This window comes from Hymenobacter miniatus (assembly GCF_016427455.1).
Lineage (GTDB): Bacteria > Bacteroidota > Bacteroidia > Cytophagales > Hymenobacteraceae > Hymenobacter > Hymenobacter armeniacus.
This window is the reverse complement of the sequence record NZ_JAELXR010000004.1, coordinates 111,696-136,348: the sequence shown is the minus strand read 5'-3', so window position 1 is coordinate 136,348 and position 24,653 is coordinate 111,696. Positions and strand designations below refer to the sequence as shown.

General features: G+C 63.9%; 25 protein-coding genes. 16 read left to right on the top strand and 9 right to left on the bottom strand.

Features of this window, described 5'->3' with window-relative positions:
- Nucleotides 1-21 precede the first annotated feature (21 nt).
- From JAO73_RS07835 to JAO73_RS07805, 7 genes are all read left to right on the top strand, one after another.
- Complete coding sequence (locus JAO73_RS07835) at nucleotides 22-1,182, top strand: acyltransferase family protein (protein WP_198976531.1); 1,161 nt, start codon at nucleotides 22-24, stop codon at nucleotides 1,180-1,182.
- A gap of 128 nt (nucleotides 1,183-1,310) precedes the next feature.
- Nucleotides 1,311-2,624 carry a 30S ribosomal protein S12 methylthiotransferase RimO gene (rimO, locus tag JAO73_RS07830; protein WP_198976530.1) on the top strand — a complete coding sequence of 438 codons (1,314 nt, stop codon included), beginning with the start codon at nucleotides 1,311-1,313 and terminating at the stop codon, nucleotides 2,622-2,624.
- 215 nt (nucleotides 2,625-2,839) lie between these two features.
- Complete coding sequence (bshC, locus tag JAO73_RS07825) at nucleotides 2,840-4,441, top strand: bacillithiol biosynthesis cysteine-adding enzyme BshC (RefSeq protein WP_198976529.1); 1,602 nt, start codon at nucleotides 2,840-2,842, stop codon at nucleotides 4,439-4,441.
- 32 nt (nucleotides 4,442-4,473) lie between these two features.
- Nucleotides 4,474-5,097: a hypothetical protein gene (locus JAO73_RS07820; RefSeq protein WP_198976528.1), complete on the top strand. Its 624-nt coding sequence runs from the start codon at nucleotides 4,474-4,476 to the stop codon at nucleotides 5,095-5,097.
- Nucleotides 5,098-5,099: 2 nt separating this feature from the next.
- The gene (locus JAO73_RS07815; protein ID WP_198976527.1) at nucleotides 5,100-5,684 is read left to right on the top strand and encodes a 5-formyltetrahydrofolate cyclo-ligase; all 585 of its coding nucleotides are present in this window, start codon (nucleotides 5,100-5,102) and stop codon (nucleotides 5,682-5,684) included.
- Between the two features lie 135 nt (nucleotides 5,685-5,819).
- Nucleotides 5,820-6,341 carry a biopolymer transporter ExbD gene (locus JAO73_RS07810; RefSeq protein ID WP_198976526.1) on the top strand — a complete coding sequence of 174 codons (522 nt, stop codon included), beginning with the start codon at nucleotides 5,820-5,822 and terminating at the stop codon, nucleotides 6,339-6,341.
- Nucleotides 6,338-7,168 carry an energy transducer TonB gene (locus JAO73_RS07805; protein WP_233168881.1) on the top strand — a complete coding sequence of 277 codons (831 nt, stop codon included), beginning with the start codon at nucleotides 6,338-6,340 and terminating at the stop codon, nucleotides 7,166-7,168. The genes JAO73_RS07810 and JAO73_RS07805 overlap by 4 nt, the downstream gene beginning before the upstream one ends.
- A gap of 324 nt (nucleotides 7,169-7,492) precedes the next feature.
- Here JAO73_RS07805 and JAO73_RS07800 read toward each other — a convergent pair whose 3' ends face one another.
- From JAO73_RS07800 to mnmC2, 4 genes are read right to left on the bottom strand one after another with little or no spacing between them, the layout of a single operon-like run.
- Entirely contained in the window at nucleotides 7,493-8,053 is a 561-nt protein-coding gene (locus JAO73_RS07800; RefSeq protein WP_198976525.1) for a GDYXXLXY domain-containing protein, read from the bottom strand.
- A 21-nt stretch (nucleotides 8,054-8,074) separates the two neighbouring features.
- Entirely contained in the window at nucleotides 8,075-9,337 is a 1,263-nt protein-coding gene (locus JAO73_RS07795) for a DUF2157 domain-containing protein (protein ID WP_198976524.1), read from the bottom strand.
- Nucleotides 9,327-9,623, bottom strand: a complete 297-nt coding sequence (locus tag JAO73_RS07790) for a hypothetical protein (protein ID WP_198976523.1) — start codon at nucleotides 9,621-9,623, stop codon at nucleotides 9,327-9,329. Before JAO73_RS07790 ends, JAO73_RS07795 begins: the two co-directional genes overlap by 11 nt.
- Nucleotides 9,624-9,662: 39 nt before the next feature.
- Entirely contained in the window at nucleotides 9,663-10,403 is a 741-nt protein-coding gene (gene mnmC2, locus JAO73_RS07785) for a tRNA (5-methylaminomethyl-2-thiouridine)(34)-methyltransferase MnmC2 (RefSeq protein ID WP_198976522.1), read from the bottom strand.
- 22 nt (nucleotides 10,404-10,425) lie between these two features.
- Between mnmC2 and JAO73_RS07780 the strand changes: the two genes are divergently transcribed.
- The 3 genes from JAO73_RS07780 (at nucleotide 10,426) to rlmN (ending at nucleotide 12,947) form a co-directional block, all read left to right on the top strand.
- Entirely contained in the window at nucleotides 10,426-10,866 is a 441-nt protein-coding gene (locus JAO73_RS07780) for a thioesterase family protein (RefSeq protein ID WP_198976521.1), read from the top strand.
- Between the two features lie 41 nt (nucleotides 10,867-10,907).
- A complete protein-coding gene (locus JAO73_RS07775; protein WP_198976520.1) occupies nucleotides 10,908-11,765 on the top strand; it encodes an energy transducer TonB in 858 nt (285 codons plus the stop codon).
- Between the two features lie 96 nt (nucleotides 11,766-11,861).
- Nucleotides 11,862-12,947 carry a dual-specificity RNA methyltransferase RlmN gene (gene rlmN, locus JAO73_RS07770; protein ID WP_190924892.1) on the top strand — a complete coding sequence of 362 codons (1,086 nt, stop codon included), beginning with the start codon at nucleotides 11,862-11,864 and terminating at the stop codon, nucleotides 12,945-12,947.
- 94 nt (nucleotides 12,948-13,041) lie between these two features.
- Here rlmN and JAO73_RS07765 read toward each other — a convergent pair whose 3' ends face one another.
- From JAO73_RS07765 to JAO73_RS07750, 4 genes are all read right to left on the bottom strand, one after another.
- Nucleotides 13,042-13,785: a hypothetical protein gene (locus tag JAO73_RS07765; RefSeq protein WP_198976519.1), complete on the bottom strand. Its 744-nt coding sequence runs from the start codon at nucleotides 13,783-13,785 to the stop codon at nucleotides 13,042-13,044.
- Nucleotides 13,786-13,905: 120 nt separating this feature from the next.
- The gene (locus tag JAO73_RS07760) at nucleotides 13,906-14,913 is read right to left on the bottom strand and encodes a hypothetical protein (RefSeq protein ID WP_198976518.1); all 1,008 of its coding nucleotides are present in this window, start codon (nucleotides 14,911-14,913) and stop codon (nucleotides 13,906-13,908) included.
- A 73-nt stretch (nucleotides 14,914-14,986) separates the two neighbouring features.
- Entirely contained in the window at nucleotides 14,987-15,958 is a 972-nt protein-coding gene (locus tag JAO73_RS07755; RefSeq protein WP_198976517.1) for a YihY/virulence factor BrkB family protein, read from the bottom strand.
- A 91-nt stretch (nucleotides 15,959-16,049) separates the two neighbouring features.
- On the bottom strand, nucleotides 16,050-16,793 hold the full coding sequence (locus JAO73_RS07750; RefSeq protein ID WP_198976516.1) for a DUF3891 family protein: 744 nt from the start codon (nucleotides 16,791-16,793) through the stop codon (nucleotides 16,050-16,052).
- Between the two features lie 204 nt (nucleotides 16,794-16,997).
- On the opposite strand from JAO73_RS07750, the gene JAO73_RS07745 reads away from it, so the two are divergent.
- The 3 genes from JAO73_RS07745 to JAO73_RS07735 all read left to right on the top strand — a co-directional run bounded on the left by JAO73_RS07745 (nucleotide 16,998) and on the right by JAO73_RS07735 (nucleotide 20,478).
- Complete coding sequence (locus tag JAO73_RS07745; RefSeq protein WP_198976515.1) at nucleotides 16,998-18,626, top strand: T9SS type A sorting domain-containing protein; 1,629 nt, start codon at nucleotides 16,998-17,000, stop codon at nucleotides 18,624-18,626.
- A gap of 29 nt (nucleotides 18,627-18,655) precedes the next feature.
- Nucleotides 18,656-19,555, top strand: coding sequence for an alpha/beta fold hydrolase (locus JAO73_RS07740; protein WP_198976514.1), 900 nt, complete (start codon nucleotides 18,656-18,658; stop codon nucleotides 19,553-19,555).
- Nucleotides 19,556-19,665: 110 nt separating this feature from the next.
- Complete coding sequence (locus JAO73_RS07735) at nucleotides 19,666-20,478, top strand: TerC family protein (RefSeq protein ID WP_198976513.1); 813 nt, start codon at nucleotides 19,666-19,668, stop codon at nucleotides 20,476-20,478.
- Between the two features lie 86 nt (nucleotides 20,479-20,564).
- Here JAO73_RS07735 and JAO73_RS07730 read toward each other — a convergent pair whose 3' ends face one another.
- Nucleotides 20,565-21,560 carry an NAD-dependent epimerase/dehydratase family protein gene (locus JAO73_RS07730; protein WP_190924878.1) on the bottom strand — a complete coding sequence of 332 codons (996 nt, stop codon included), beginning with the start codon at nucleotides 21,558-21,560 and terminating at the stop codon, nucleotides 20,565-20,567.
- Nucleotides 21,561-21,703: 143 nt separating this feature from the next.
- Between JAO73_RS07730 and JAO73_RS07725 the strand changes: the two genes are divergently transcribed.
- The 3 genes from JAO73_RS07725 (at nucleotide 21,704) to kbl (ending at nucleotide 24,597) form a co-directional block, all read left to right on the top strand.
- The gene (locus tag JAO73_RS07725; protein ID WP_198976512.1) at nucleotides 21,704-22,141 is read left to right on the top strand and encodes a BLUF domain-containing protein; all 438 of its coding nucleotides are present in this window, start codon (nucleotides 21,704-21,706) and stop codon (nucleotides 22,139-22,141) included.
- Between the two features lie 44 nt (nucleotides 22,142-22,185).
- Complete coding sequence (locus JAO73_RS07720; protein WP_198976511.1) at nucleotides 22,186-23,262, top strand: patatin-like phospholipase family protein; 1,077 nt, start codon at nucleotides 22,186-22,188, stop codon at nucleotides 23,260-23,262.
- Between the two features lie 87 nt (nucleotides 23,263-23,349).
- Nucleotides 23,350-24,597: a glycine C-acetyltransferase gene (gene kbl / locus JAO73_RS07715; protein ID WP_198976510.1), complete on the top strand. Its 1,248-nt coding sequence runs from the start codon at nucleotides 23,350-23,352 to the stop codon at nucleotides 24,595-24,597.
- Nucleotides 24,598-24,653 lie beyond the last annotated feature (56 nt).

Here is a 24,653-nt window from a genome sequence, read left to right as displayed (position 1 = left end):
CTTTTTTGCATCTGCTCCGGTATGCCGCCTTCTCTCCCCACGCCCGCCACGCGCACGCCTCTCGACCCGTTTCTGAGCCAGAAGCTGCGGTTTTGGTCGCTGATGGCCATGGTGCTGCTCATTTATGTGCACGCCTACAACCTGCACCCGCGCTACCTGCAGCCGTTCACGCCGGTGCAGGAGCCGCTGTCGGCGGGCACCTGGCTGCAGTATTTTCTGGCCAATGGGGTGCTGCGCTTCCGCATTCCCATCCTGTTTGCCATCTCGGGCTACCTGTTTGCGCGGCACGAGGGCACGGCACCCCACGCCCAGCGCGTGAAGCGCCGGCTGCGCACGCTGGGCCTGCCCTTTCTGCTCTGGAGCCTGATATGGCTGGGCGTGCTGTGGGTGTTGGAGCAATTTCCCGTCACCAGGCAGGCCGTTGTCGATGCCGAAATCAGCCCGTTCTGGCCCCGGCAGCTGCTGAGCCAGTACTCGGTAGGCGAGTTGGTGCAACGCTGGCTGCTGGTGCCGGCGCCGTTTCAGCTGTGGTTTTTGCGTAGCCTGCTGGTGTGCAACCTGGCGTACCCGTGGCTGCGCACCGCCATAGTGCGGCGGCCCGCCATTTACTTCAGCGTGGCGGCGCTGCTGTGGTTTTTCATGGTGCCGCTGCCGCTGGTGGAGGGCGACGGGCTGCTGTTTTTTGGGCTGGGCGTGTGGCTGGCCGTGCGCAACCAAGATGTGCTCACACGCCCCCGGTGGGTGCGCCTTTGGCTGCTGGGCGGGTTGTGGCTGGGCTCGGCAGCGGTGAAAACCTGGCTGGCTTTCCACGTGGGGCCGCCGTTTTCGCTGCCGGTGGCGCTCACCATGCTGGCGCTTCACCGCGTGGGCGAAATCAGCGGCATGCTCGTGGCCTGGTTCGGGCTGAACGGGCTGGTGCGCGGGTGCATGGCGCGCGGCTGGTTCCGCTGGCTCACGGGCTTTTCGTTTATGATTTACGTGCTGCACGTGCCCTTTGTGAACTATGCCACCGAACTCGTGTTGCGCTACGGCCGGCCGCTGCCCCACCTGCACGTGCTCACGTATTTGCTGCTGCCGCTACTGGTCATCATCGTGAGCGTGGGCGTGGGGGCACTGCTGCGCTGGGCGGTGCCGGGGGTGTATGCGGTGCTGACTGGCGGACGGGGACTGGCTACGTCGTAATTTTGTAGTCGCAACCACACTGCCCACCCCGGCACATTTTATATCAAGCCTTATTTCAGCTTGCATCGGCTGAACGCTACTCCTCCGAAAACCGCCTTTGGGCGTGCGTTTCGATAAAACCGTGATTCATGAAGGTTAGAAATCAAACCACCAATAAAGTAAACGTCATCACCCTGGGCTGCTCCAAAAACGTGGTGGACAGCGAAGTGCTGATGGGCCAGCTCCAAGCCAACGACTTTGACGTGACGCACGAGGCCGAGAAATCGGACGCCAACATCGTCATCATCAACACCTGCGGCTTCATCGACAACGCCAAGCAGGAAAGCATCGACACCATTCTGCGCTACGCCGATGAGAAGGAAGCCGGCCGCCTCGAAAAGCTGTACGTGACGGGCTGCCTCTCGCAGCGCTACAAGGACGAGCTGGAAGTGGAAATCCCGCAGGTAGACGCCTATTTCGGCACCCTGGAGCTGCCCCAGATGCTGAAGGTGCTGAACGCCGACTACAAGCACGAGCTCATCGGCGAGCGCCTCATCACTACGCCCAAGCACTACGCCTATTTCAAGATTGCGGAGGGCTGCAACCGCCCCTGCTCGTTCTGCGCCATCCCGCTGATGCGCGGCAAGCACGTGGACCGGCCCATCGAGGACTTGGTGAAAGAAGCCAAGCGCCTGGCCGGCATGGGCACCAAAGAGCTGATTCTCATTGCCCAAGACCTGACCTACTACGGCCTGCAGGCCTACGGCGAGCGCAAGCTGGCCGACCTGCTCCGCCACCTCTCCGACGTGAACGGCATCGAGTGGATTCGCCTACAGTACGCCTACCCCTCGCAATTCCCGCTGGAGGCGCTGGACGTGATGGCCGAGCGCAGCAACATCTGCAAGTACCTCGACATGCCCCTGCAGCACGGCTCCGACAACATGCTGAAAGCCATGCGCCGCGGCATCACCAAGCGCCGCACCGTGGAGCTGGTGGACACCATTCGGCAGCGCGTGCCGGGCATTGCCCTGCGCACCACGCTCATTTCGGGCCACCCCGGCGAAACCGAGCGGGACTTCCAGGAGATGTATGATTTTGTGGAGCAGACGCGCTTCGAGCGCCTGGGCATTTTCACGTACTCGCACGAAGAAAACACGCACTCGCACACCCTGGTAGACGACGTGCCGGCCGAAGTGAAGCAGGAGCGCGCCGACGCCATCATGGAGCTGCAGCAGGGCATTTCGATGGAGCTGAACGAGGCCCGCGTGGGCCAAACCTACAAGGTGCTGTTCGACCGCAAGGAAAGCGGCCATTTCGTGGGCCGCACCGAGTTCGACTCGCCCGAAGTGGACAACGAAGTGCTGGTGCCGGTGGAGAAAAATACCTTCGTGCGCCTGGGCGACTTCGCCAACGTGAAGATTGATTCGGCGTCGGATTTCGACCTCTACGGCCATTTGGTGTAGAGACGCAATATGTTGCGTCTCGTCGTTGAACGGTTTTCGTTAAACAGCAACGTTGAAGGACACCCACGCGGCGCGGACGACGAGACGCAACATATTGCGTCTCTACACTGTTCAAACCGACCCAAAACTAACTTTTCCGGCGGGGCCGGGTTTTGTGCGGACTTTTGCCATTGGCAGGGGTTCGTCCCGAACCCGGCCCCGCTCGTATTTCGCCCATGCCCACCACCTGTAGCACCCTGCCCTACGCCGAAACCGGCGCTTTCTCCGGCCTGTTGACCGATTACCTGGCCGAGAAGCCCACGCTGGCGCCCTTCTACCACCGCTTTCCGACGCTGGAAAACATTGCGGCGCAGATAGAAGAAAAACAGGCCCGCTACACGCCCGAAGCCCGCAAGCGCCTGGTGGCCGCCCTGCGCGACCAGTACGGCTTCGCCCCCGAGCCCGAGCCGGCCATCGAAAACAACCTGCTGCTGCTGGCCGAGCCCACCACCTTCACCGTGACCACCGGCCACCAGCTCAACCTGCTCACCGGGCCGCTGTATTTCATCTACAAGATTGTGTCGGCCATCAAACTGAGCCGGCAGCTGAAGGAAAAGTACCCGCAATACGACTTCGTGCCGGTGTACTGGATGGCCACCGAGGACCACGACTTCGCCGAAATCAACCACTTCTCGCTGTTTGGCAAAACCTATTCCTGGGATGCAGCCAACACCGGCGGCCCGGTGGGCCGCCTGCCCCTCGACGGCCTGGCCGAGCAGCTGCTGAGCCAGCTGCCGCCCGAAGTGCCGGCCGCTTTTCACAAGGCCTACGCCGAGTCGAAGAACCTGGCCCAGGCCACCCGCAAACTGGCCGATGCGCTATTTGGCGAGTTTGGCCTGGTGACGCTAGACGCCGACCGCCCCGCCCTGAAGCAGGCCCTGGTGCCGGTGCTGGAGAAGGAAATCCGGGAGCAGGTGTCGAACGCCGCGGTGCAGGCCACCAACGCGCGCCTCACCGCCGCGGGCTACAAGCCGCAGGTGTATTCGCGGCCCATCAACCTGTTTTACATCACCGACGAGGGCAAGCGCGAGCGCCTGGAACCCGACGCCGGCGGGGCCGACTGCGTGGAAGTGACCATCCGCAACACGGCCACGTGCCACAGCCAGGCCGAACTGCTGGCGCTGGCGAAGGCACACCCCGAGCAATTCAGCCCCAACGTGGTGCTGCGGCCGGTGTACCAGGAAATCCTGTTGCCCAACCTCGTCTACATCGGCGGCGGGGCCGAGGTGGCGTACTGGTTCCAACTGAAAGACGTGTTTGCGGCCTTTGGCGTGCCCTACCCCATTGTGCTGCCCCGCAACTCGGCCGAGTACATCAGCCGCGCCAACGCGGGCAAGCTCAAGAAGCTGGGGCTGACCACGCACGAAATTTTCCGGCCGCTGCCGGAGCTCAAGAAGCAGGTAGGCGCCGCCCTGGGCCAGGAAGAAATTAGCCTGAAGGAGCAGCAGCAGGCCCTGGCCGCCGCCTTCCAGCAGGTGCAGGACCTGGCCCAGCGCCTCGACCCCACCCTGGTAAAAACCGTGGCCGCCGAAGCCCAGAAAGCCGCCGGTGGCCTCATGGGCCTCGAAAAGCGCCTCAGCAAAGCCGCCGAAGCCAAGCACGAAACCGCCTACGCCCAGCTGGCCGCCCTCAAGGACAAGCTTTTCCCCGGCGGCGGCTTGCAGGAGCGCAGCGAAAACGTGCTCAGCATCCTGATAAACAACCCCGGCTTCATCCGGCAGCTCATTGATGCCTTTGAACCGCTGGCGCTGGAGTTTACCGTATTAAGCGAGGAGTAGGGTAGTTTTGGCATAGGTCTAAACTTGTCGAAATGCTTACAAAGCTGCTGGTCTCCTCTGTCGCTGCCTTTCTAATATGCCCGTTCATCGGCATAGGGCAACAGTTGTCGGAACTGGACTACAAGCTTTACGCAGAGATTATTAGGGATGAATCACCACAGACGGCAAAAGCCGTGGTTGTCATTAAGGAATTAACGGCCGAGGGTGAGTCCCAGATTGTAGATACAGCTATTCGGAAGCGGGACGAAAACGTCCTCGCACAGCTATCTCAGGGTGTGCCGCTAAAGCCTGCCGTTTTGGATTCGTCTAGCTTGCAGGCGTTCATGAGCTACTTTGGCAGGAGCAGTTCTGATGCGCAAATCAACAACCGACCCTCCTTCAGTCCCTCTGCTTATCTGATTCCTAAGAGCAAATTCAATAGCTTTTTTATGAACGACGCCCTTCGTGGCTGGAAGCGCTTTTACAAAGCATTTCCATTAGCCGATGGGGTCTTTGAGTTTTCCGGAATAGGGTATTCCAGACACCTCGACAAGGCAGTAGTCTACCGGGCAATTCGCCGTAATGAACTGAATGGCAATGGCATGTTACTACTACTTGAGAAAACCAGCGCCAACAGATGGTCAGTTATTCACCGTTTTACGCTGTGGAATAATTAACCATGAATAAAGCCGCTCTGCGCCGCGCGGCCCTCGCCCGTCGCAACGCCCTCGCCCCAGCCGAGGTGGCCCGGCGCAGCCAGCAGCTCAGCGAGCAGCTGTTCCGGCATTTCCCGGTAGCCGAGTGGCGCTGGCTGCACCTGTTTCTGCCCCTGAGCCAGCGCAACGAGCCCGACACCTGGCTCATCATTCGCCGCATCTGGGCGGCGCAGCTGCCCGTGCGCCTGGCGGTGCCCGTGGTGCAGCCCGACGGCGTCTCGCTGAAACACTACGAGCTGACGCCCGACACGCCGTTGCACCCCAACCGTTGGGGCATTCCGGAGCCAGCCGCCGGGGCAGCGGCCGAAGTGCCACCCACGGCCTTCGATGCCGTGCTGGTGCCGCTGCTGGCCGTGGACACGGCGGGGCACCGCGTGGGCTACGGCGGCGGCTTCTACGACCGGTTTTTGGCCCAGTGCCGGCCGGGCACGCAGTTCATCGGGCTGAGCGTGCTGGACGAGGCGCCCGTGCCGGCCCTGGCCGATGTGCTGCCCACCGACGTGCCGCTGCACGCCTGCCTGACGCCCAGCGGGTTGTGGCGCTTGTAGGGCAAGCTGACAAAACGGGTTTTTCAGCATACTAGTATGCCGATAAAAATTTATTTTTCAAGGATAACATACTGACAATAAGTTATTCAGGGGCTGCGTTGGCCGGGTATCCATCACCTCAAAAGGAGAGAACCCATGGCCGAAATCCAACCGCAGGCAGCCGGGCCCAACAAAGCCGGCAAGCGACGAGCCAAGAAGATGTCGACCCGCATCGACATGACGCCGATGGTGGACCTGGCGTTTCTGCTGCTCACGCTTTTCATGCTCACCACCACCTTCGCCAAGCCCTACAACCTGGAGCTGCACATGCCGGTGAAGGGGCCGGAAACCTTCACCAAAGAGTCGGGCGCCCTCACCATCATTCTGGGCAAGGGGCACAAGGTGCACTACTTCTTCGGGCTGAATGCGCCGCGCGATGCCTCCGTGCCCGCGGCCGAGCTGCACACGACCACCTTCGCCGCCGACGGCATCCGGCGGGTGCTGCTCAGCCGCCAGCAGCGGGGCGGCCTCACGGTGCTCATCAAGCCCGGCGACGACTCCAAATACCAGGACATGATTGACATTCTGGACGAGATGAGCATCACGAACCAGAAGAAATACGCGCTGGTGAAAATCACCCCCGACGACCTCACCCTCCTCAAAACCGCAACCTTATGATGACCAATACGCAGCTGGCCACGGCCAGCCTCGACGACATCGTGTTCGATGGTCGCAACCGCCACTACGGCGCCTACCAGCTTCGCGCCCTCTACCAACGCCACGTGACGCGGGCGCTGGTCATTGCCACCGCCATTTTTGCGCTGCTGCTGGTGTTTCCGCTGGCCGCGCAGTGGCTGAAGGACCGAACGCCCGTGGCAGCCCCCAAACTCGACGACGGCCATGTGCTGATGGCCCCGCCGCTGGACCCCAAAGTGCTGCCCCCGCCGCCCGTGGAAACGCAGCCCGCCCCGCCGCCGGCGCGCACGGTGCTGCCGTCCATCCGCTTCACCCCGCCCGTGGTGGCGCCCGACCCGCAGGTGACCGAGGAGGTGCCCGACCAAACCGCCCTGCAAAACGCGCGCATCTCCACCGTGACCGTGGAAGGCAAAGACGACCCCGGCGTGCTGGAAGAGCCGCTGGAAGCCGTGGAAGGCCCCAAAACCGTGGGCGATGCCGTGGATACCAAGGTCTACGTATCGGTAGAGCAAATGCCGGAATTGCCCGGCGGCGGCGGACAGGCCGCCATCGTGGCGGCCATTCAAAAATCGGCCCGCTACCCCGGCCCGGCCCTCAGCAACGGCATCGAAGGTAAGGTGTATGCTAGCTTCACGGTGAACCCCAAGGGCGAGGTGACGGACGTGAAAATCGTGCGCGGCCTCGGCTACGGGCTGGATGAGGAAGCCATGCGGGCCATTAAAGCGCTGCCCAAGTTCATTCCCGGCAGGCAGAACGGCCGCGAAGTGAGTGTGTCCTTCACCGTGCCCGTGACGTTTAAGATTCAGTAGACGCGGCGCCTGAAGGTTTTACAAAGCCTTGGTAAAACGCCATAAAAACGTCATGCAGAGCGCAGCGAAGCATCTCGCGTGCGGCTATTAACGCTGCCGATTGAGTTACTACCACACGCGAGATGCTTCGCTGCGCTCTGCATGACGTGCCAGAACAAACCCAAACGCAAAGCCCCGGCACTGCACAGTGCCGGGGCTTTGCGTTTGGGTTTGTTACATCTCGAAGCTGGTGGCTGAGAACAGGACGACGGATTAGCTCCGCTGACCTTCGGTTGCCAGGTCCTGCGGCCTCGCAATGACATCGACGGAGCCGCAGAGGCCCGGCTATTTCCTTTCCGCCCCCACATCCTCCACCCGGGCAATGCGGGCCTGGCCCCAGGGCGCGATGCTGACGTGCACGCGCAGCGGGTGCCGGCGGCCGGCTTTTTCGAGGCGCAGGCCGCTGCCTTCGGGCACGTAGTAGCGCTCCAGGTTGAAGCGCAGGGCCAGGGAGTTTCGGTACACATCGGTGACCCAGGCGCGGAGCACGGCCTGGTTGGGGCCGGCCGTGGGGGCTTTGGGATAGACGCCAACGGTGGTGCTCAGGCTATCGGGCCCGGTGGCCAGCAGCAGAAACACGCCCTGCCGACGCCGCGGCGGCGTTTCGCCGCGCCACTGGCTCAGGGGCGCTTCGCTGATGGCGTAGCGCAGGCGCACAAAGTCGCCGTAGAGCAAGTCGCGCGGGTCGACGGGGGTGGTGGCCAGCACGATGTGCTGGCCGAGCGCCGTGGTGGCGTAGCCGGCGCCGGCCACGCCCAGCACGTAGAGCACCTGCGCGGCCACCAATAGGCGCAGCAGCGGCCGGCGGCGCGCCGGGTCCGAAGCCCAGGTCAGCAGGTCGGGCATTGGGGAAGGTTGAGAGTTGAGTTAGGACGGTTGCGTTGCCTCATCGGCGCCTTTCGATGCTGCAGGTTGGGCGGGCGGCGGGGCGGCGGCCAAGGTTTGGGCGTTGCGGCGGCGCAGGTACCAGCTCAGGCCGAGCAGCAGCACACCGCCCAGCAGGAAGAACAACGACTTGTCCAGAAAAGCCCAGGTCAGCTTGAAGTAGGCCACGGCCGTGGCCACCACAAACAGCACCGCACCGACGGTGAGCTGGTCGGAATCCTGCTGCCGGTGGGCCCGCGCCAGCACCGAGCCGGCGTGGGCATACAGCACCACCAGCGTGGCCACTGCCAGCGGCAGTCCGCCCGGCAAGTAAAACCCCGGCAGCAGCAACAGCCAGTCCAGCAGCGTGTCGAACCGGCCGCGCGCCCGCTTGCCGGCCACCGAGAGGGCAAACACCGCCCCCAACGACAGCAGATACGGCAGCAGCGGGGGCCGCAGCACGTTGGCGTAGGTATCGGTTTCGCCAAAAGTGGCCAGCCCGAACATGAACAGGTAGGCCGCCACTAGCGGCGGGCCCTGCAAGGCGCGGGCACCGCTCCGGCTGGCCTGCCAGTCGCCGGCCGCGTAGATGGCCATGGCCGGCACAAAAAACCAGGTGATTTTGGCGTGCAGCACGATTACCAGCAGGCCGGCTTGCCACAGCAGGCCGGTGGCCAGCACCGTGCTGCTCACCACGGCGGGCCGCCGCCACCAGTAGTAGCCCAGGCCGGCCGCAACCAGCGCCGCCGTGGCATAGCTGAAGCTGCCCAGCACCTGCACGCAATAGGTTTGCACGGCCGCCCCAATCACCACCGTGAGCAGCACCAGCAGCCGCGAGCCGTACACGTAGCTCAGGGTCACGCCGGCCACCACCCAGGCCAGCAGCCCGCTCACGTCGTAGCCCACCAATTGATAAAGCTGGCTGACGAGGATGATGCTGGCGCCAAACACAATGAGCCCCAGCCCGATGAGGCCGTGGCCCAGGTCGGCATTGCCCCGCCGCAGAAAGTAGGCGCCGGCGCCGTAGGCCCCCAGCAAGCTGCCCAGCAGCAGCGCCACCCGCAGCACCGCCGGCAGGCCCTGCCAGTTGGCCGCCACCACGCTCAGGGCGCTGAGGCCCACCAGCACGCTGCCCAGCAGGGGCAGCAGGCCCACGGCCTGTGCCTCGGGCGGGTAACGGGCCAGCAGCTGTTGCCGCTGCGCTTCGCTGATGAGCCCGTCGGCCACCCAGCCGGGGCTTTCGTTTTCGAGAAATTTACGACTCATTGGAAGTGCAACATACGCTAACCGGCGCGGTGAGCGCCTGCTCCACGAGTTGCGCTACGGTTTCATCCAGCCCGTGGTACCAGTCGGGGTGGAGCGAGGACGCGCCGCAGCCGCCGGGGTAAGTCGGGCACTGGGTGTCGCGGTGTCGGTACCGGCACTGCGGGCACACGGCCGTGGTATCAAACGTGTTCCAGATGCAGCCGCAATGGCACTGCCAATGCGCCCCGCCGTCGGGGGCCCAGCGGCAGCGGGGGCAATAAATTTCAAGCGTGGAATCGGCGGGCATAGCAAGAGCCAAGTAGAAAGGTAACGGCGTGTTTTGCCTTTATCGCGCAGGCTTTTCGGCTTCCGCTTCCTTGCGGGCCCGCGTCATCTCGCGCTTGCCGGGTGGGCCGGGCAATTTTTCGGTCTGCCAGCCGGCGGCCCGCAGGTTGCGCCGGAACTGGCCCTGGGCGCAGTAGCTCACCAGCACCGCGCCGGGCGCGGCAGCGGCGTAGAGCTGCGCGAAAATGGCTTCCGTCCACAGTTCGGGCTGTTTTTCGGGGGCGAAGGCGTCGAAATAAATGAGGTCGTAGTAGCCGGCGGGCAATTGCGCCTCCTCCAATGCCTCAGGCAGCTTGGTGAGGATGAAGTGCGGCGACAGCGGGTAGGCCACAGCCCAGGGCGCGGCGTGCAGCCGTTGCAGCAAGGCCAAAGAATCGGGGGCTTCGGCGGCCCATTTCTGAGACAATTCGGCCACCACGGCGGCGGGCAGCGGCACGGTTTCGAGGGCGTCGTAGGCCACGGCGGCGCCGGCGGCCTGGGCAAGGCGCAGAGTTAGCAGGGCGTTTAGGCCGGTGCCCAGGCCCACTTCGAGCAGGTGCAGCGGCCGGGCGCAGGGCCCGCCCAGGCCGGCTTCCAGCAGGGGCACCAGCCCCGCCTCGATGAACACGTGTTCCGACTCCTGCCGGGCCCCGTGGCGCGAGTGGTAATGCTCGTCCAGGGCCGGTACGTAAAGCGTGGCCGAGCCATCGGCGGTGCGCCGCACTTCTACCTTTGGCTCGTCCGTCAATTCCTCATTCTTCATCGCTCATTCTTCATTAAAAGCCATGGCCCGCGTAAAAGTAGCCTTGCCCGATGCCTTCTCCTTCCGCACCGAGATACCCGTGCGCATCACCGACCTCAACTACGGCGGCCACCTCGGCAACGATGCGCTGCTGGGCCTGCTGCACGAGGCGCGGGTGCAGTTTCTGCGTTCGCTGGGCCTCGAAAACGACTACGACCCCGTAAGCAAGCTCGGCCTCATCATGGTGGATGCAGCCGTGGAGTACAAGGGCGAGGCCTTTCACGGCGACGTGCTGCACTTCCGCATCGCCGCCGCCGACGCCAGCAAGTACGGCTTCGACGTGGTGTACCACGTGCACAACCAGGCCGGCAAGGAAATAGCCCGCGCCAAAACCGGCATGCTCTGCTTCGATTACAACGTGCGCAAGCTGCGCCTGCTGCCCGAGGCGCTGGCCGCGCAGGTGCACGCAGGGCCGCTGGCGTGAGGTACCTTTGCGGGCTTACACGCTAGCTGCTTTTTTATCGAATGACCACTACCATTGCGCTTTTCCTAGGGGTTGGCCTGGGGACAATAACGTTTGCCCCGGCCGCACTGGCGCAAACCGTTTCCGCAACGCCGGAACGGCCCAATATTTCGTTTCGCACGCCTCAGTTGCCGGAAGGCGGCGGGCAGCCCGGCCTAGTGCGGGCCATTCAGCTGCGCGTGAAATACCCGATACAGGCGCTGCGCTACGGCATTCAGGGCCAGAGCGAGGTGAGTTTTGTGGTGGCCCCCGACGGCCGCGTGGGCCGGGTGAAAATAACCCGTAGCCTAGAAGCCCAAACCGACTCGGCCGTGGTGCGGGCCGTGCGGCAATTGCCGCAGCTGTCGCCCGGCGTGCAGTTTGGCAAGCCGGTGGCGTGCGTGCTCACCGCGCCCATCACCTTCCAGCTCGACGGACTCTCGAAACTGGCGCGCAGCAAACGCCCGGTGCCCGCCGCCGACTCGCTACGCCTGTACACGGCCGTGGAACAAATGCCCATTTACCAGGGCATACTGGGCTACCGCGGGCTGGCCAACGACCTGAACGCAGAATACCTGCGGCTGCGGGCCGAAAGCGGCTGCTTCGTGCCCAAAACCAACCTGGGCATCCTCGTCACCGTGGGGCCGGGCGGTACGCTGTATGACGTGCAACGCGTGACGCACGACCCCAAAGACTACGAAGCCCTGCGGGCCGAATACGGCGATGCCGTGGCCATTCAGGAGGAAGAAGAGCTGCCGGCGGCCTGCCTCGAGCTGCTGGGCCGCGCAGCCCGAAACTTGCCCCGCGTGGCGCCGGCCTATGCCGACGGCAAGCGCGTGGCTATGCGCCTGCAACTAACGCTGCTGGCGCCCGGCAATTGAGCCGGCCAGGGGCGCGGTGCCACGTTTTTACATGGCATTCGTGCCCATTTATCGGTTTTCGGAACTCAACGCCCTGAGGGGTTGTATTTTTGCACTATGTTACTGGAACTGCCCCTCGCCCCCGTCATCAAAAAGCGTGACATCCGCAAAACCTCGCCCGACGAGCTCAAGGCCTTCATGGTGGAGCACGGCGAGAAGCCGTTCCGCGCCAAGCAGGTGCTGGAATGGCTGTGGAAAAACACCGCCGCCACGTTTGAAGAGATGAACAACATCTCGGTGGCCACGCGCGAGCTGCTGGCCAACCACTTTGTGATAAACGGCGTGACGGTGCAGAACAAGCAGCTCTCGAACGACGGCACCATCAAATCGGCCTTCAAGCTGTACGATGGCAACGTGGTGGAGGGCGTGCTCATCCCGCACGATACGCGGATGACGGCCTGCATCAGCTCGCAGGTGGGCTGCTCGCTCACGTGTAAGTTTTGCGCCACCGGCTACATGGACCGCAAGCGCAACCTCGACGCGGCCGAGATTTACGACCAGGTGGTGCGCATCCGGGAGCAGTGCGAGGCCCAGTACGGCACGCCGCTCACCAACATCGTGTACATGGGCATGGGCGAGCCCCTGCTCAACTACGCCAACGTGGTGGAAAGCGTGCGCCGCATCACCGCCCCCGACGGCCTGAACATGGCCCCGCGCCGCATCACCATCAGCACGGCCGGCATTGCCAAGATGATTAAAAAGCTGGCCGACGACGACGTGAAGGCCAACCTGGCCCTCTCGCTGCACGCCCCCACCGATGCCAAGCGCAACGAAATCATGCCCATCAACGAGGCCAATTCGCTGGCCGCGCTGAAGGAAGCCCTGCAGTACTACCACCAGAAAACCGGCCGCAAAGTCACCTACGAATACATCGTGTTCGACGGCTTCAACGACGGGCTGGACGACGCCGCCGAGCTGCTGAAAATCGCGAAGTGGCTGCCCTGCAAGGTGAATTTGATTGAATACAACCCCATCGAAAACGCCAGCTACCAGAACGCCGAGGCCGACAAAATCACGGCTTTCCATAAGTTCCTGGCCGACCGCGGCGTGCAAACCAACATCCGTCGCTCGCGCGGCAAAGACATCGACGCCGCCTGCGGGCAGCTGGCAGTGAAAGAGGAAAAGGCCGAAGCGGCGCAATAGCCCGCCGCCGTTGCCACACGAAAAAGCCCGGACGTGCTTCACGTCCGGGCTTTTTTACGTGCTTAGCACAGCGTGCAGGCCGCGGAACGTTGCTTTAGGGCTTGCCCTTTTTCGCGTCTTCGCCCAGCATGATGATGTAGCTGGGGCACTGCGTCATCATGATGCCGGCCAGCTTGATGCCGAAGGCCCGCATGCTGTCCTTGTTGCTAAGCTGCTCCATGGAATAGATGCTCATCAGCGGGGTCATGTTTTTAACAATGGTGCCCTGCATGACGGTGGTTATCAATTCGGTGCGCTCGGCGGCCGTGCGCTGCTGAAGCGGGCGGCGGGCATCTTCGGCCCGCAGCTTGACGCAGATGGAATCGACCAGGGGCTGTATCACCGCCTTTTCTTCGGCCGAAACGTCGTTGAGGGCCTTTGCCCCGCTTTCGCCCATCTCCTTTTGGGCCGAGGAGGTGCGCACAAACAAGCTCATGGAGCTGGGGCAGCTCACGCTGAGCTGCTTCACGGCGCCCAAGCCCACGGCGCGCCCGAGCTTGTCGCTGCTGAGTTTCTGGCGGCGGGCCGCGGCCAGCAGGGCGGCGTATTCGGTGGATTGCTCGCTCATGCTCGTCATCATGAGGCGCATCAGGAGGTCGTCGGCCTGCTTGGGGGTCAGGCTTTCAAACTTCGTGGTGCGGCCCGACTCCTGAATGCGGGTGCAGAGCGTGGCCGCCACCCGGCTCACAAAACGGGCCTGGCCGGGCACGGTGTCGGCCGCGGCGGTTTGGGCGGCGGTGGGGCGGGCGGCCAGCAGCAGGCCGATGAGGAGCAAGGCGAGGGTAGAAAAGTGCTTCATGCAGGCAGAGGCGTAAAAAGTGCCCACCGCTTTGTACCAACGCGAACACCAGGGAAGGGCTACAAACCTACAATAGGACGGGCTTGGTTTGGCTGGCTGCGGCCGTAAAATACCGGCGCGCTACTTTATTTTTCCGAAGCGCACTGTGACCTCGCCAAACGGGTAGGCCGTGCCGTTGTCGTAGCCAAAGCGGGTGTTGCCGCTGCCCGTGTCCCGGTAGTTGGCATAGACGTAGGCCAGGCCCAGCCCCCCCCCAATGCGCGACGTGGCATAGCGCAGCCCGGCAATGCCGAACACCCCGGTCGCAACGCCGTCGCCAAAGTTGCTGCGCACGAGGTAGGTTTCGTTCATGAGCGAGATGCGCCGGCTCACGCGCGTGGCCCCACCCAGCACAAACACCGGCGTGCTGTAAAAGCCATCGGTGCCGGAATACGCGTAGCCCACGCCCAGGGTCAGGTTGTTGTCGGGGCCGCCGTAGGTGCCGTTGGCGTAGGTGATGCCAAAGGCGCCCTCCCGGTTCAAGAGCAGCAGCCCACCGGCCCCCAACCGCACGTTTTCGGCCACCGGAAAGCTCACTTTGGGCGTGAGGCCAATAAAATTGAAGCTGCCCGCCTCGGGGATGAGGCTGCCCAGGGCGCCAATCGAGAAGTTATCGGTCACGCCGTAGTTCACGCTCAGCAGAAAGAGCTCCAGGTTTTGCACGTAGCCCTCGCCTTTGCGCAGGTTGCGGGCCGTGGGGGCAAAAAACAGGCGGTTGCCGTTGCCCACGTCGTCGTAGCCCCGCCGGGCTTGCGCCTCCGACAGGAGCGCCAGCCGCTTGAGGGTGGCGCGCTGCACCCGCACCACGCCCAGGTCCTGGGTTTGAAACTCCAGCTCCTGCGCGCCGCTGCTGCGCAGCACGCCCACAAACGTATTGCCCGACACCAGCTCCACGCTGTACGTGCGCCCCACTATTTCGGGCTGGCCAGTGGCCGGGGCGGGCGCAGGCGCGGGCGCAGCAGGCGGCCCCGGCGCAGGAGGCCCCGAGGGCAAGGTCGGCGGGGCCGGCACGGGGGTTTGGGCGCGTAGGGCGGCCAGTGGGGCGCCGAGCAGGCACGCGGCCAGCAGGCAGGCGAAGAATTTCGGCATGAGCGGAGGGAGATGTGGCGCGGCAAAGATGCACGCCCCCGGCCAACCGGTTGCATGCCCCGGCCGCCCCTCCCTACGATTTCCAGCTGCCCGTGGAGCGGGGCCGGCCGGTGGCCTTTTCCTCGTCCGACTCGCCGGGGGCAATTTCTTCGAGGCGCACGCGCACGGCGTGGGCTTTGGGCTGCACTTTCTGCCCAAAAGCATCGGCAAACTCCTGCGTGAACTCGGCCCCGAAGAAGATAATGAGCGACGAGTAGTTGACCCACAGCAGCAACACGATGGCCGAGCCCGCCGCCCCAAACGCCGAGCCGGGGTTCGACTTGGCGATGTAGAAGGCAATGAGAAACTTGCCAATCACGAAGAGCAGCGCCGTGATGAAGGCCCCCACGCCCACGTCGCGCCAGCGAATGACGGCATCGGGCAAAAACCGGTAGATGAGGGCAAACAGCAGCGTGGTGACGCCCAGCGACAGCACGAAATCGACCAGCCGAATGACGACCACGCCCACGGCCGGAATCTGCTGCTGCAGCCAGCCCGTGAAGGCGCTCAGCACGGCGCTTATCACAAACGAAATGAGCAGCAGCAGCGCCACGCTCAGAATAAGCCCGAACGACAGAAACCGCTGCTTCAGAAACGCCCCGATGCCGATGCCGGTGGTTTTCACCTTCAGGTTCCAGATGTCGTTGATGCTTTCCTGCAGCGTGACAAAGAAGGTGGTGGCCGCAAAAATGAGCGTGGCAATGCCAATGGTGGTGGCCACCGGCCCCCGCTGTTGCACGGTGAACTTGGCAATGCTGTCCTGCAGAAACTTGGCCGAGTCGGCGCCCACCAGCCCCTTCAGCTGCCCGTAAATCTGGCCCGTCAGGGCCTCGCCGCCGTAGGCCGCGCTGGCCACCGTGATGACGATGAGCAGCAGCGGCGGCAGCGAAAAGATGGTGTAGTACGACAGCGCCGCCGCGTGCCGAAACGAGTTGTTGTTGCTGAACTCCGAAGCGGAAGACTTCAGAACCGCCACGACGTCGGTGAATTTATAGTGCGAAGCCATGCTGCAATGGGGATGAAACGAGCTCCTCTTACGGCGGCAGCCGGGCCGCGTTATGGCGCCGCCCGGCGTGCGGCCGAGCTTAGCGGGGGCGTCAGGCGCGGCGCAACGTCCAGCGCAGCGTCTCGACGGGTGCCGCGCGCAGGGCGGCGGCCAGCTCCGCATCGTCGCGGAATTGCAACTGCGTGAGCACGCTGGCTTCCACGCTCACTTCGAGTTCGGGCGCCGCGAAAGGCCAGGGCTCGATGTGCACCGGGCCGTCGGGCCCGTGGGGCTGGCGCAGGTCGTAGCGGCGGCCATCGGGGCCGTGGTAGATTTCCACGGCCCGCCCCATTTCCGGGATTTCGTGCCGGCAGAGAATGAGCGACAGCCGGTCGCACCAGTGCAGCAGGTCGTAGGCCTGCTGGGCCTCGGCCTTGGTGAGCTTGAGGCCGCGCCGCCACTCCTGCTGGCGCACCTTGAGATAGTCGAGGAAAGACGTTACTTCATCGGACTGGCCCCGCAGGCCTTCGTAGAGGCAGCTCAGGTGCAGGCTGGTGAGCAGGCTGCGCCAGCGCCCCTGGAAGCGGGCGGCGGCCAGCACCCCGGCCGCCTGCTCTAGCGAGAACGGCTTGTGGGTGAAGTTGGCCGGCGCCCCCGCGGCCGTGAGGCCGTGGTGACCGCCGCGCCCGCGCCAGGCGTCCTGCTCGTCGTCGTGCTGCGCGATGGCGGCCAGCAGGCCCACCCAGCGGTCGGGCGGCAGGGTGGGCGGCCAGTGCCAAGCCAGCTGCATGGCCAGCAGGGCGTGGGCTTGTTGGTAGATGATTTGCCAGCCGGCGGGCGTGGAGTTGACTATCATAAATTTGAAGAAGTAAGGGCAAGCCGACTGGCGCTTGAAACGGAAATATTGAGCATCACGCCTCACCGCCCATCAGGGCCGCGCACGAAGGATTCTGCTCCCTTTACGCAACTTTTGAAGAGCAGTCATCAACTGCGTCCAATGCAAGGCAAGCCGAGAGAGCCTAGTACCTTTGACTACACTTGTCATTTATTATTTAATGTAATGAGCATTTCTACCCTTCGTCGATGGTCTTTTTTGTTATTGTTATTATTGACTGTTCCAGCGTGGTCTCAGGCCACTTGGCAATGGGTCAGCAGCGCCAATGGAGCGGTTGGCACCAACGTTCAATCCACGCTGGACGCAGCCGGCAATACCGTTGTGACAGGAAGCTTTTCGGGCACATTGACGCTGGGCAGCTTCACGCTGAACAGTGCAGGTGGACAAGACATATTTGTGGCCCGACTTAACCCAAACGGCCAGTGGACGCAAGCGGTACGTGCAGGTGGGCCAACCGATGATATCGGCTACAACCTGAAAGTAGATGGAGGCAACAATGTTGTCGTTGTTGGCTATTTCGGTGGTCTTCTCCCCACTGTTTTTGGCACAGCTACTTTTGGAACTACTACCCTAACCAGTGCAGGGGCGTACGACATATTTGTGGCACGCCTAAGCCCGTCGGGAGTGTGGACCCAAGCCGTTCGTGCTGGTGGAAGCGGCTCAGATTACGGACAAGACCTCGTTGTAGACCCTGCAGGCAACGCCATCGTGACCGGCACCTTCCTGGGCGCCCCAACTTTTGGGTCGCTCACCCTTAATAGCGCTGGCTCAGCAGACGCATTCGTGGCAAAACTTAGCGCGGCGGGCACTTGGACCCAAGCCGTACAGAGCGGCGGGTCCGGATACGAGTCCTCTTCCTCCATTGCACTCGATGCGGCCGGCAATGTCCTGATTGCGGGATATTTCGATAACACATCCGTGTTTGGCAGTACTACCCTTATCAGCGCTGGCAACGCAGATATATTCATCGCCCGGCTTAATGCGGCTGGTACGTGGTTTCAGGCTGTTCGAGCAGGGGGAACTGGAAGCGATTATAGCTCCTTAGCCGAGTTTGATGCTGCTGGCAACGCGGTATTGATTGGTGATTTCCGCGGCACTGCCGTCTTCGGCAGCATTTCGCTCACCAGTGCTGGCTCGGCCGATGTTGTGGTGGCTCGACTCAGCCCAGGCGGAACATGGACGCAGGCTGTGCGAGCGGGAGGTGCTGACTTAGACAGTCCTACTGGCGTCGGCATTGACACCAATGGCAATGCCATCGTGGCCGGTATATTCACCAGCACCGCTGCTTTTGGGACAACGACCTTGACCAGCACGGGCCGGCTCGACGTCTTTATTGCCACTCTAAGTGCAGCGGGAAACTGGACACAAGCCCCTCAGGCTGGCGGGGCAAACGACGATTCGGGGGCTGCTGTAACAATAGCGCCAACAGGAGCCATTCTTACGGGGCTTTACGCAGCACCAGCAGCAGTTTTTGGCCCTTACACGTTTACCAGTACTAATGGCGGTTTCTTCGTGGCCCGCCTCACCGGCCTGGTCACAGCCACCCGTGCCACTGCCCCGGCCGAAATATTCACCCTAGTGCCCAACCCCGCCACCGCTCAAGTGCGCCTCACCTGGCCTGAAGCCACCGCCGCCCTGCGCCCCGTGCTGGTACTTGACAACCTAGGCCGTGAGGTGCGTCGGCAACTGCTGCCCGCCCATGCTACTTCGGCCGCGCTCGACGTGACCGGACTGGCGCCAGGCTTGTACCTCGTGCGCTGCGGCAGCGCCACCGGCCGACTCGTGGTGGAATAACCGCCCGCTGCCCCCACCGTATGCCGGCCATGCCCTCCCCCACCGCCGGCCGCCCCACGCCCCTCACCATCGGCCTGCCCGACGGCCGCCGCCTGGGCCTGACGCGCTACGGCGACCCCGCCCACCGACCGGTGGTGTTTCACCACGGCTTCGGCTCCTCGGGGCTGGAGCTGCCCGACGATGCGGCGCTGCTGGCGCGGCTGCAACTGCAGATTCTGGCGCCCGACCGGCCCGGCGTGGGCCAGTCGAGCGTGTACCGGCGGCTCACGTTTCCCTCGTTTGCCGATGACGTAGCGGCCATGCTCGAGGCGCTGGAAATCCACGGGCCGGTGGGCGTGATGGGCTGGTCGGTGGGCGGAGTGCACGCGCTGGCGCTGGCGGCGCGGCACCCGGCACGGGTGGCGGCGGCGCAGCTGCTCAGCACCTGCCTGCCCCTGGGCGAGCCGGAGGCTTACCGCCACCTTTCACCCCTGTGGAAATTCCTGCGCTGGGGCCAAATCGGCTTTCCGTGGCTGAACAGAACGACGTTTCTCTGGTTCAGCCGGCAATGGCGGCGCCACCCCGACCGCACCATCGACTGGTTTATCCGCCTCATGTTTTCGGAAGAAGCGCGCGTGACCACTCATTTTCGGGCCCTGCTGCGCGATGCGGCCGTGGCCGGCTTCGCCCACCACGGCCGCGGCGTGTACGACGACGCGCAAGCGTGGTGCCGCCCACCCGGCTTCTGCATCGAAGACGTGCGCGCCCCCGTGCGCCTCTGGCACGGCGCGGCCGATGGCGTGTGGGCGCCCGGCAACATTCCGTATCTGGCCCGGCGGCTGGGCCACGCGCCGGTGCGCCTACTGCCCGGGCAGGGCCACATGCTGTATCTGGAGAATTGGAAGGCGATAGTGGAGGAGATGGCGGAACTGCTGGGTGCCGCCACTTAGCAAGCACTTCGTGCGGCGCGGCGCGCGGCATGACGTTCTTTTGTGCTCACTGCCCGCTGGGCATCTTTCCACTTGCCGCCTCGTTACCCAAGTTCCCTAGCTTCTCCGCCGTGAACCATTACCTCGAGCAAATCCTCAACAACCCGCTGGCCTCGCTGGCCATCGTGGGCAACCTGGTTATCATCGAAAGCCTGCTTTCGGTGGACAATGCGGCGGTGCTGGCCACCATGGTGGGCGACTTGCCCAAGGAGCAGCGGCACAAGGCCTTGCGCTACGGCATCATCGGGGCGTATGTATTTCGGGGCGTGTGCATCGTGTTTGCCTCGTTTCTCATCCAGTTCTGGTTTTTGAAGCCGCTGGGCGGGCTCTACCTGCTGTACCTGGCGTATGGGCACTTCAAGGCCCGGCCCGCGCACGACGACGCCGAAGCCATCAACAAAGAGAAAAGCTGGTTTTACCGCAACACGCTGGGTTTGTTCGGGAAATTCTGGGCCACGGTGGCGCTCATTGAGCTGATGGACCTGGCCTTCAGCATCGACAACGTGTTTGCCGTGGTGGCCTTCACCGACAACCTGATTTTGATTTGCGTGGGCGTATTCATCGGCATTCTGGCCATGCGGCTGGTGGCGCAGGCTTTTGTGCTGCTCATGGGCAAGTACCCGTTTCTGGAAACGGCGGCCTTCGTGGTCATTGCCTTGCTGGGCCTCAAGCTCATGCTCTCGCTGGTGAGTCACTTCTTGCCCGGCCACCCCGTGAGCGAAGCCCTGGAAAGCGAAGCCGCCGATGTGGCCCTGACCGTCCTCACGGTAGCCTGCTTCCTGGTGCCGTGGGCCACGTCGCTGCTCTTCAACGTGCCCCAGCGCCCCGGCGGCAACCGCATGGCCGAAGCCAAAGCCGCGGAGAACCTTCGCCGGCAAGCGTAGCCGCTGCCCCTGGCAAAACGCGAAAGCCCAGCGTCCGCTCAGGAATCTGAGCGGGCGCTGGGCTTTGTTTGGGCGCATCCCCAAGCCTAGGCTGGCTGCATCTCCTTCAAATGCAGGAGCATGTCGGCCGTCATCTTGTCGAGGTCGAACTCAGGCTGCCAGCCCCAATCCTGCCGGGCCTTGGAGTCGTCGATGCTGGCGGGCCAGGAGTTGGCAATTTGCTGGCGGGCGTCGGGGGCGTAGGTCACCTCGAAATCGGGCACGTGCTTCTGGATGCTGGCCGTGATTTCGGCCGGCGAGAAGCTCATGGCGCCCAGGTTGTAGCTGGTGCGCACCTTGATTTGTTCGGCCGGGGCGTGCATCAGGTCCAGCGTGGCTTTTAGCGCGTCGGGCATGTACATCATCGGCAGGTAGGTGTCTTCTTCGAGAAAGCACTCGTAGGGCGCGCCGGCCACGGCCTTGTGGTAAATGTCGACGGCGTAGTCGGTGGTGCCGCCGCCGGGCAGGCTCTTGTAGCCGATGAGGCCGGGGTAGCGCAGGCTGCGCACGTCCAGGCCGTGCTTGCGGTGGTACCACTCGCACCACTGCTCGCCGGCCAGCTTGCTGATGCCGTACACCGTGTTGGGGTTCATGATGGTGACCTGGGGCGTGTGGTCGCGCGGGGTGTCGGGCCCGAACACGGCAATGGAGCTGGGCCAGTACACCTGGGCCACGCCGTGGGCCACGGCCGCTTCGAGCACGATGAGCAAGCCGTCCATGTTCAGCTGCCAGCCGAAGAGCGGGTTTTTCTCGGCCGTGGCCGAGAGCAGGGCGGCCAGGTGGTAAATCTGCTTGGGGCGGTACTGGCGGATGAGCTTGTCGAGGCGGGTGCGGTCGAGCACGTCGAGCAGCTCGAAGGGGCCGCCGGCCAGCAGGTTGGGGTCTTTGGGAGGGCGCACGTCGGCGGCTACCACCAGGTGGGGCTCGTAGCGCTGGCGCAGGGCGGCCACCAGCTCGAGGCCAAGCTGGCCGCAGGCGCCAATGACCAGCACGGAGCCGGGCAGAACAGGGGGAGTTTCGGGGTCGCCGGAAGGGGAAGCCATGCGGAAAGTCGGAGTTGAGTGAGCAGGTGGGAATGGATAAGGGCGCAAAGATACCGGCACCGCCGTAGCCCGAACGTGCCAAGCTACGTATTACCTCCTTCCACGTTGCCAGGCCGCCTCACCCAAGGCCCTGCGTCCTTTCTATGCCCGAGCTCACCCCTCTCTACACCCTGATTTATCGCAGTCAGGCCTCCCGCGCCGTGCACGAGGTCACGCTGACCTCGCTGGTGCGCAAGGCCCGCTTGCACAACCAGCAGGCCCGCCTCACGGGCATCCTGCTTTTTGCCAAAGGCCAGTTTTTGCAGGTGCTGGAAGGCCCCGAGCCGGCCCTGAGCGACTTGTACGCCCGCATCAACGACGACCCGCGCCACTACGACGTGCGCACGCTCGCCTACGGGCCCATCGAGCTGCGCTCCTTCGGTCCCTGGCCCATGGCCTACGCTTCCGTAGAAGCTGCTTTTGTGGACAAGGTGGCGCACTGCCTGCCCCTGCCCACCGACGTGGGCCAAACGGCGGCGCCCTGCAAGGAGGTCAGCCAGCTGCTGCGCGACTTTGCCCAGAGCAACGCCCAAGACTCCTGATAGGCATCCGGCTGCGGCTGGCCCCAGTCGGTATCTTTGGCCCGATGAAAAGCCGGCTGGTTTCCTTGTTGATTGGCGTGAGCGTGCTCTTGCGCGGGCCGTTGGTGTGCGGCCAGGCGCCGCCCGCGTCGCCCTACCGCAACCTCGTGATGGAGGGAGGCGGCATCCGTGGCATTGCCTACGGCGGCGCCCTGCAGGAGCTGGAGCAGCGCGGGCTGCTGCAGGGCATCCGGCGGGTGGGCGGCACCTCGGCGGGGGCCATTCAGGCGGCGCTGCTGGCCGTGGGCTACTCCGCCGACGAGATTGTGGCCGTGGTGAACGCCACGCCCGTGCAGCGGCTCAACGACGGCCGCTTCATCTTTTTTGGGGGCACGCACCGGCTCATCACCCAGTACGGCTGGTATAGGGGCGACGAGTTTGCCACCTACCTCAGCGAGCTGGTGGCCCGCAAAACCCAGCGTCCCAACCTCACCCTGGCCGAGCTGCACCAGTTGGCCCAAGAGCAGCCGGGCCGCTTCCGCGACCTCTACACCACCGGCACCAACCTCACGCTGCAGCGCGTGCAGGTGTTCAGCTACGAAACCAACCCCGCCATGCGCGTGGCCGACGCCGTGCGCATCAGCATGAGCATTCCGCTGTATTTCCGGGCCGTGCTGCTCGACGCCCAGGGCCACGTGGTGACCGGCAACCCGGCGCCCGGCCAGCCCGTGCAGGTGCTGGTGGACGGCGGGTTGCTGGCCAACTATCCGGTCGACATGTTCGACTACCCGCGCTACCTGCCCGCCGGCTTCGCGGGCCCGCCCGACGCGCGCGGCCGCGTCTTCAACCCCGAAACCCTCGGCCTGCGCCTCGACCGCGCCGAGCAGATTCCGCTCGACACCGCCCCCACCGGCCGCCAGCAGCTCGCGCCCTACGACATCCAGGATTTCAACTCCTACATGGCCGCGCTCTACACCGTGGCCCTCGAAAACCTCAACCCCGTGCAGCCCGCCGACCAACGGCGCACCATCAACATCGACTTCCTGAACTTCAGCCCCAAAATCAAGCGCGTGACGGATGCCCAGAAAAAGCAGCTGATGGACAGCGGGCGCCGGGGCGTGCAGGCGTTTTTCAGCCGGTGAAAGCCGTCAACAAAGAGCGTCCTGCTTCGACTACGCGTGGCATGACGTGCTTATATTCATTCATCATCCCACCACTTCACCAACCTTATGTACGCCACCCTCCAGCCCGACCTCGAACAAGAGCTTCAGAAAATCAAAGACGCCGGCCTTTTCAAGAAGGAGCGCATCATCACCTCGCCCCAGGGCGCCGAAATTGAAACCAACGAAGCCGGCGAGGTGCTGAACTTTTGCGCCAATAACTATCTGGGGTTGAGCTCCCACCCCGAGGTCATCAAGGCGGCCAAGGAAGCCATCGACACGCACGGCTACGGCATGTCGTCGGTGCGCTTCATCTGCGGCACGCAGGACATTCACAAAGAGCTGGAAAAGAAGCTGGCCGAGTTTCTGGGCACCGAAGACACCATCCTCTACGCCGCGGCCTTCGACGCCAACGGCGGGGTGTTCGAGCCGCTGTTCAACGAGCAGGACGCCATTATCTCCGACGCCCTGAACCACGCCAGCATCATCGACGGCGTGCGCCTGTGCAAAGCCCAGCGCTACCGCTACGCCCACAACGACATGGCCGACCTGGAAAAACAGCTCCAGGACGCCCAGGCCAAGGGCACGCGCCACCGCATCATCGTCACGGACGGTTCGTTCTCGATGGACGGCACCATTGCGCAGCTCGACAAAATCTGCGACCTCGCCGACAAGTACCAGGCTTTGGTGATGGTGGACGAATGCCACAGCAGCGGCTTTTTGGGCAAAACCGGCCGCGGCACCCACGAGCTGCGCGGCGTGATGGGCCGCGTCGACATCATCACCGGCACGCTGGGCAAGGCGCTGGGCGGCGCCATGGGCGGCTTCACCTCGGGCCGCAAGGAAATCATCGACATGCTGCGCCAGCGCAGCCGGCCGTATTTGTTCTCCAACACGCTGGCGCCGGCCATCGTGGGCGCCAGCCTGCGCGTGCTGGAACTGCTCACGGAAAGCACCCAGCTGCGCGACCAGCTCGAAGAAAACACCAAATACTTCCGTGAGAAGATGACCGAAGCCGGGTTCGACATTCGCCCCGGCCAGCACCCCATCGTGCCCGTCATGCTGTATGACGCCAAGCTGGCCCAGGAGTTCGCGGCCAAAATGCTCGACCAGGGCATTTACGTGGTGGGCTTCTACTACCCCGTGGTGCCGCAGGGCCAGGCCCGCATCCGGGTGCAGCTCTCGGCCGGCCACACCCGCGCGCACCTCGACAAGGCCATTGCCGCCTTCATCGCCGTGGGCAAGGAGCTGGGCACGCTCAAGGAGCCGGGTGCCGAGCAGTCGGCCAGCGGCCAAGTGGTGACCAACACGCCGTGAGGCAGCGCCGCACCTGCACAAAAAAGCCCCGCTGGCAGCTTGCCAGCGGGGCTTTT

What these genes read in the sequence shown, in the direction of transcription:
- JAO73_RS07815 (WP_198976527.1), top strand. Translation starts at nt 5,100, where the DNA reads ATGAATAAAGCCGCTCTGCGCCGCGCGGCCCTCGCCCGTCGCAACGCC.
- kbl (WP_198976510.1), top strand. Translation starts at nt 23,350, where the DNA reads ATGTACGCCACCCTCCAGCCCGACCTCGAACAAGAGCTTCAGAAAATC.
- JAO73_RS07730 (WP_190924878.1), bottom strand. Translation starts at nt 21,560, where the DNA reads ATGGCTTCCCCTTCCGGCGACCCCGAAACTCCCCCTGTTCTGCCCGGC.
- bshC (WP_198976529.1), top strand. Translation starts at nt 2,840, where the DNA reads ATGCCCACCACCTGTAGCACCCTGCCCTACGCCGAAACCGGCGCTTTC.
- JAO73_RS07820 (WP_198976528.1), top strand. Translation starts at nt 4,474, where the DNA reads ATGCTTACAAAGCTGCTGGTCTCCTCTGTCGCTGCCTTTCTAATATGC.
- JAO73_RS07780 (WP_198976521.1), top strand. Translation starts at nt 10,426, where the DNA reads ATGGCCCGCGTAAAAGTAGCCTTGCCCGATGCCTTCTCCTTCCGCACC.
- JAO73_RS07805 (WP_233168881.1), top strand. Translation starts at nt 6,338, where the DNA reads ATGATGACCAATACGCAGCTGGCCACGGCCAGCCTCGACGACATCGTG.
- JAO73_RS07740 (WP_198976514.1), top strand. Translation starts at nt 18,656, where the DNA reads ATGCCCTCCCCCACCGCCGGCCGCCCCACGCCCCTCACCATCGGCCTG.
- JAO73_RS07790 (WP_198976523.1), bottom strand. Translation starts at nt 9,623, where the DNA reads ATGCCCGCCGATTCCACGCTTGAAATTTATTGCCCCCGCTGCCGCTGG.
- mnmC2 (WP_198976522.1), bottom strand. Translation starts at nt 10,403, where the DNA reads ATGAAGAATGAGGAATTGACGGACGAGCCAAAGGTAGAAGTGCGGCGC.
- JAO73_RS07810 (WP_198976526.1), top strand. Translation starts at nt 5,820, where the DNA reads ATGGCCGAAATCCAACCGCAGGCAGCCGGGCCCAACAAAGCCGGCAAG.
- JAO73_RS07760 (WP_198976518.1), bottom strand. Translation starts at nt 14,913, where the DNA reads ATGCCGAAATTCTTCGCCTGCCTGCTGGCCGCGTGCCTGCTCGGCGCC.
- JAO73_RS07835 (WP_198976531.1), top strand. Translation starts at nt 22, where the DNA reads ATGCCGCCTTCTCTCCCCACGCCCGCCACGCGCACGCCTCTCGACCCG.
- JAO73_RS07750 (WP_198976516.1), bottom strand. Translation starts at nt 16,793, where the DNA reads ATGATAGTCAACTCCACGCCCGCCGGCTGGCAAATCATCTACCAACAA.
- rimO (WP_198976530.1), top strand. Translation starts at nt 1,311, where the DNA reads ATGAAGGTTAGAAATCAAACCACCAATAAAGTAAACGTCATCACCCTG.
- JAO73_RS07720 (WP_198976511.1), top strand. Translation starts at nt 22,186, where the DNA reads ATGAAAAGCCGGCTGGTTTCCTTGTTGATTGGCGTGAGCGTGCTCTTG.
- JAO73_RS07725 (WP_198976512.1), top strand. Translation starts at nt 21,704, where the DNA reads ATGCCCGAGCTCACCCCTCTCTACACCCTGATTTATCGCAGTCAGGCC.
- rlmN (WP_190924892.1), top strand. Translation starts at nt 11,862, where the DNA reads ATGTTACTGGAACTGCCCCTCGCCCCCGTCATCAAAAAGCGTGACATC.
- JAO73_RS07755 (WP_198976517.1), bottom strand. Translation starts at nt 15,958, where the DNA reads ATGGCTTCGCACTATAAATTCACCGACGTCGTGGCGGTTCTGAAGTCT.
- JAO73_RS07795 (WP_198976524.1), bottom strand. Translation starts at nt 9,337, where the DNA reads ATGAGTCGTAAATTTCTCGAAAACGAAAGCCCCGGCTGGGTGGCCGAC.
- JAO73_RS07775 (WP_198976520.1), top strand. Translation starts at nt 10,908, where the DNA reads ATGACCACTACCATTGCGCTTTTCCTAGGGGTTGGCCTGGGGACAATA.
- JAO73_RS07800 (WP_198976525.1), bottom strand. Translation starts at nt 8,053, where the DNA reads ATGCCCGACCTGCTGACCTGGGCTTCGGACCCGGCGCGCCGCCGGCCG.
- JAO73_RS07765 (WP_198976519.1), bottom strand. Translation starts at nt 13,785, where the DNA reads ATGAAGCACTTTTCTACCCTCGCCTTGCTCCTCATCGGCCTGCTGCTG.
- JAO73_RS07745 (WP_198976515.1), top strand. Translation starts at nt 16,998, where the DNA reads ATGAGCATTTCTACCCTTCGTCGATGGTCTTTTTTGTTATTGTTATTA.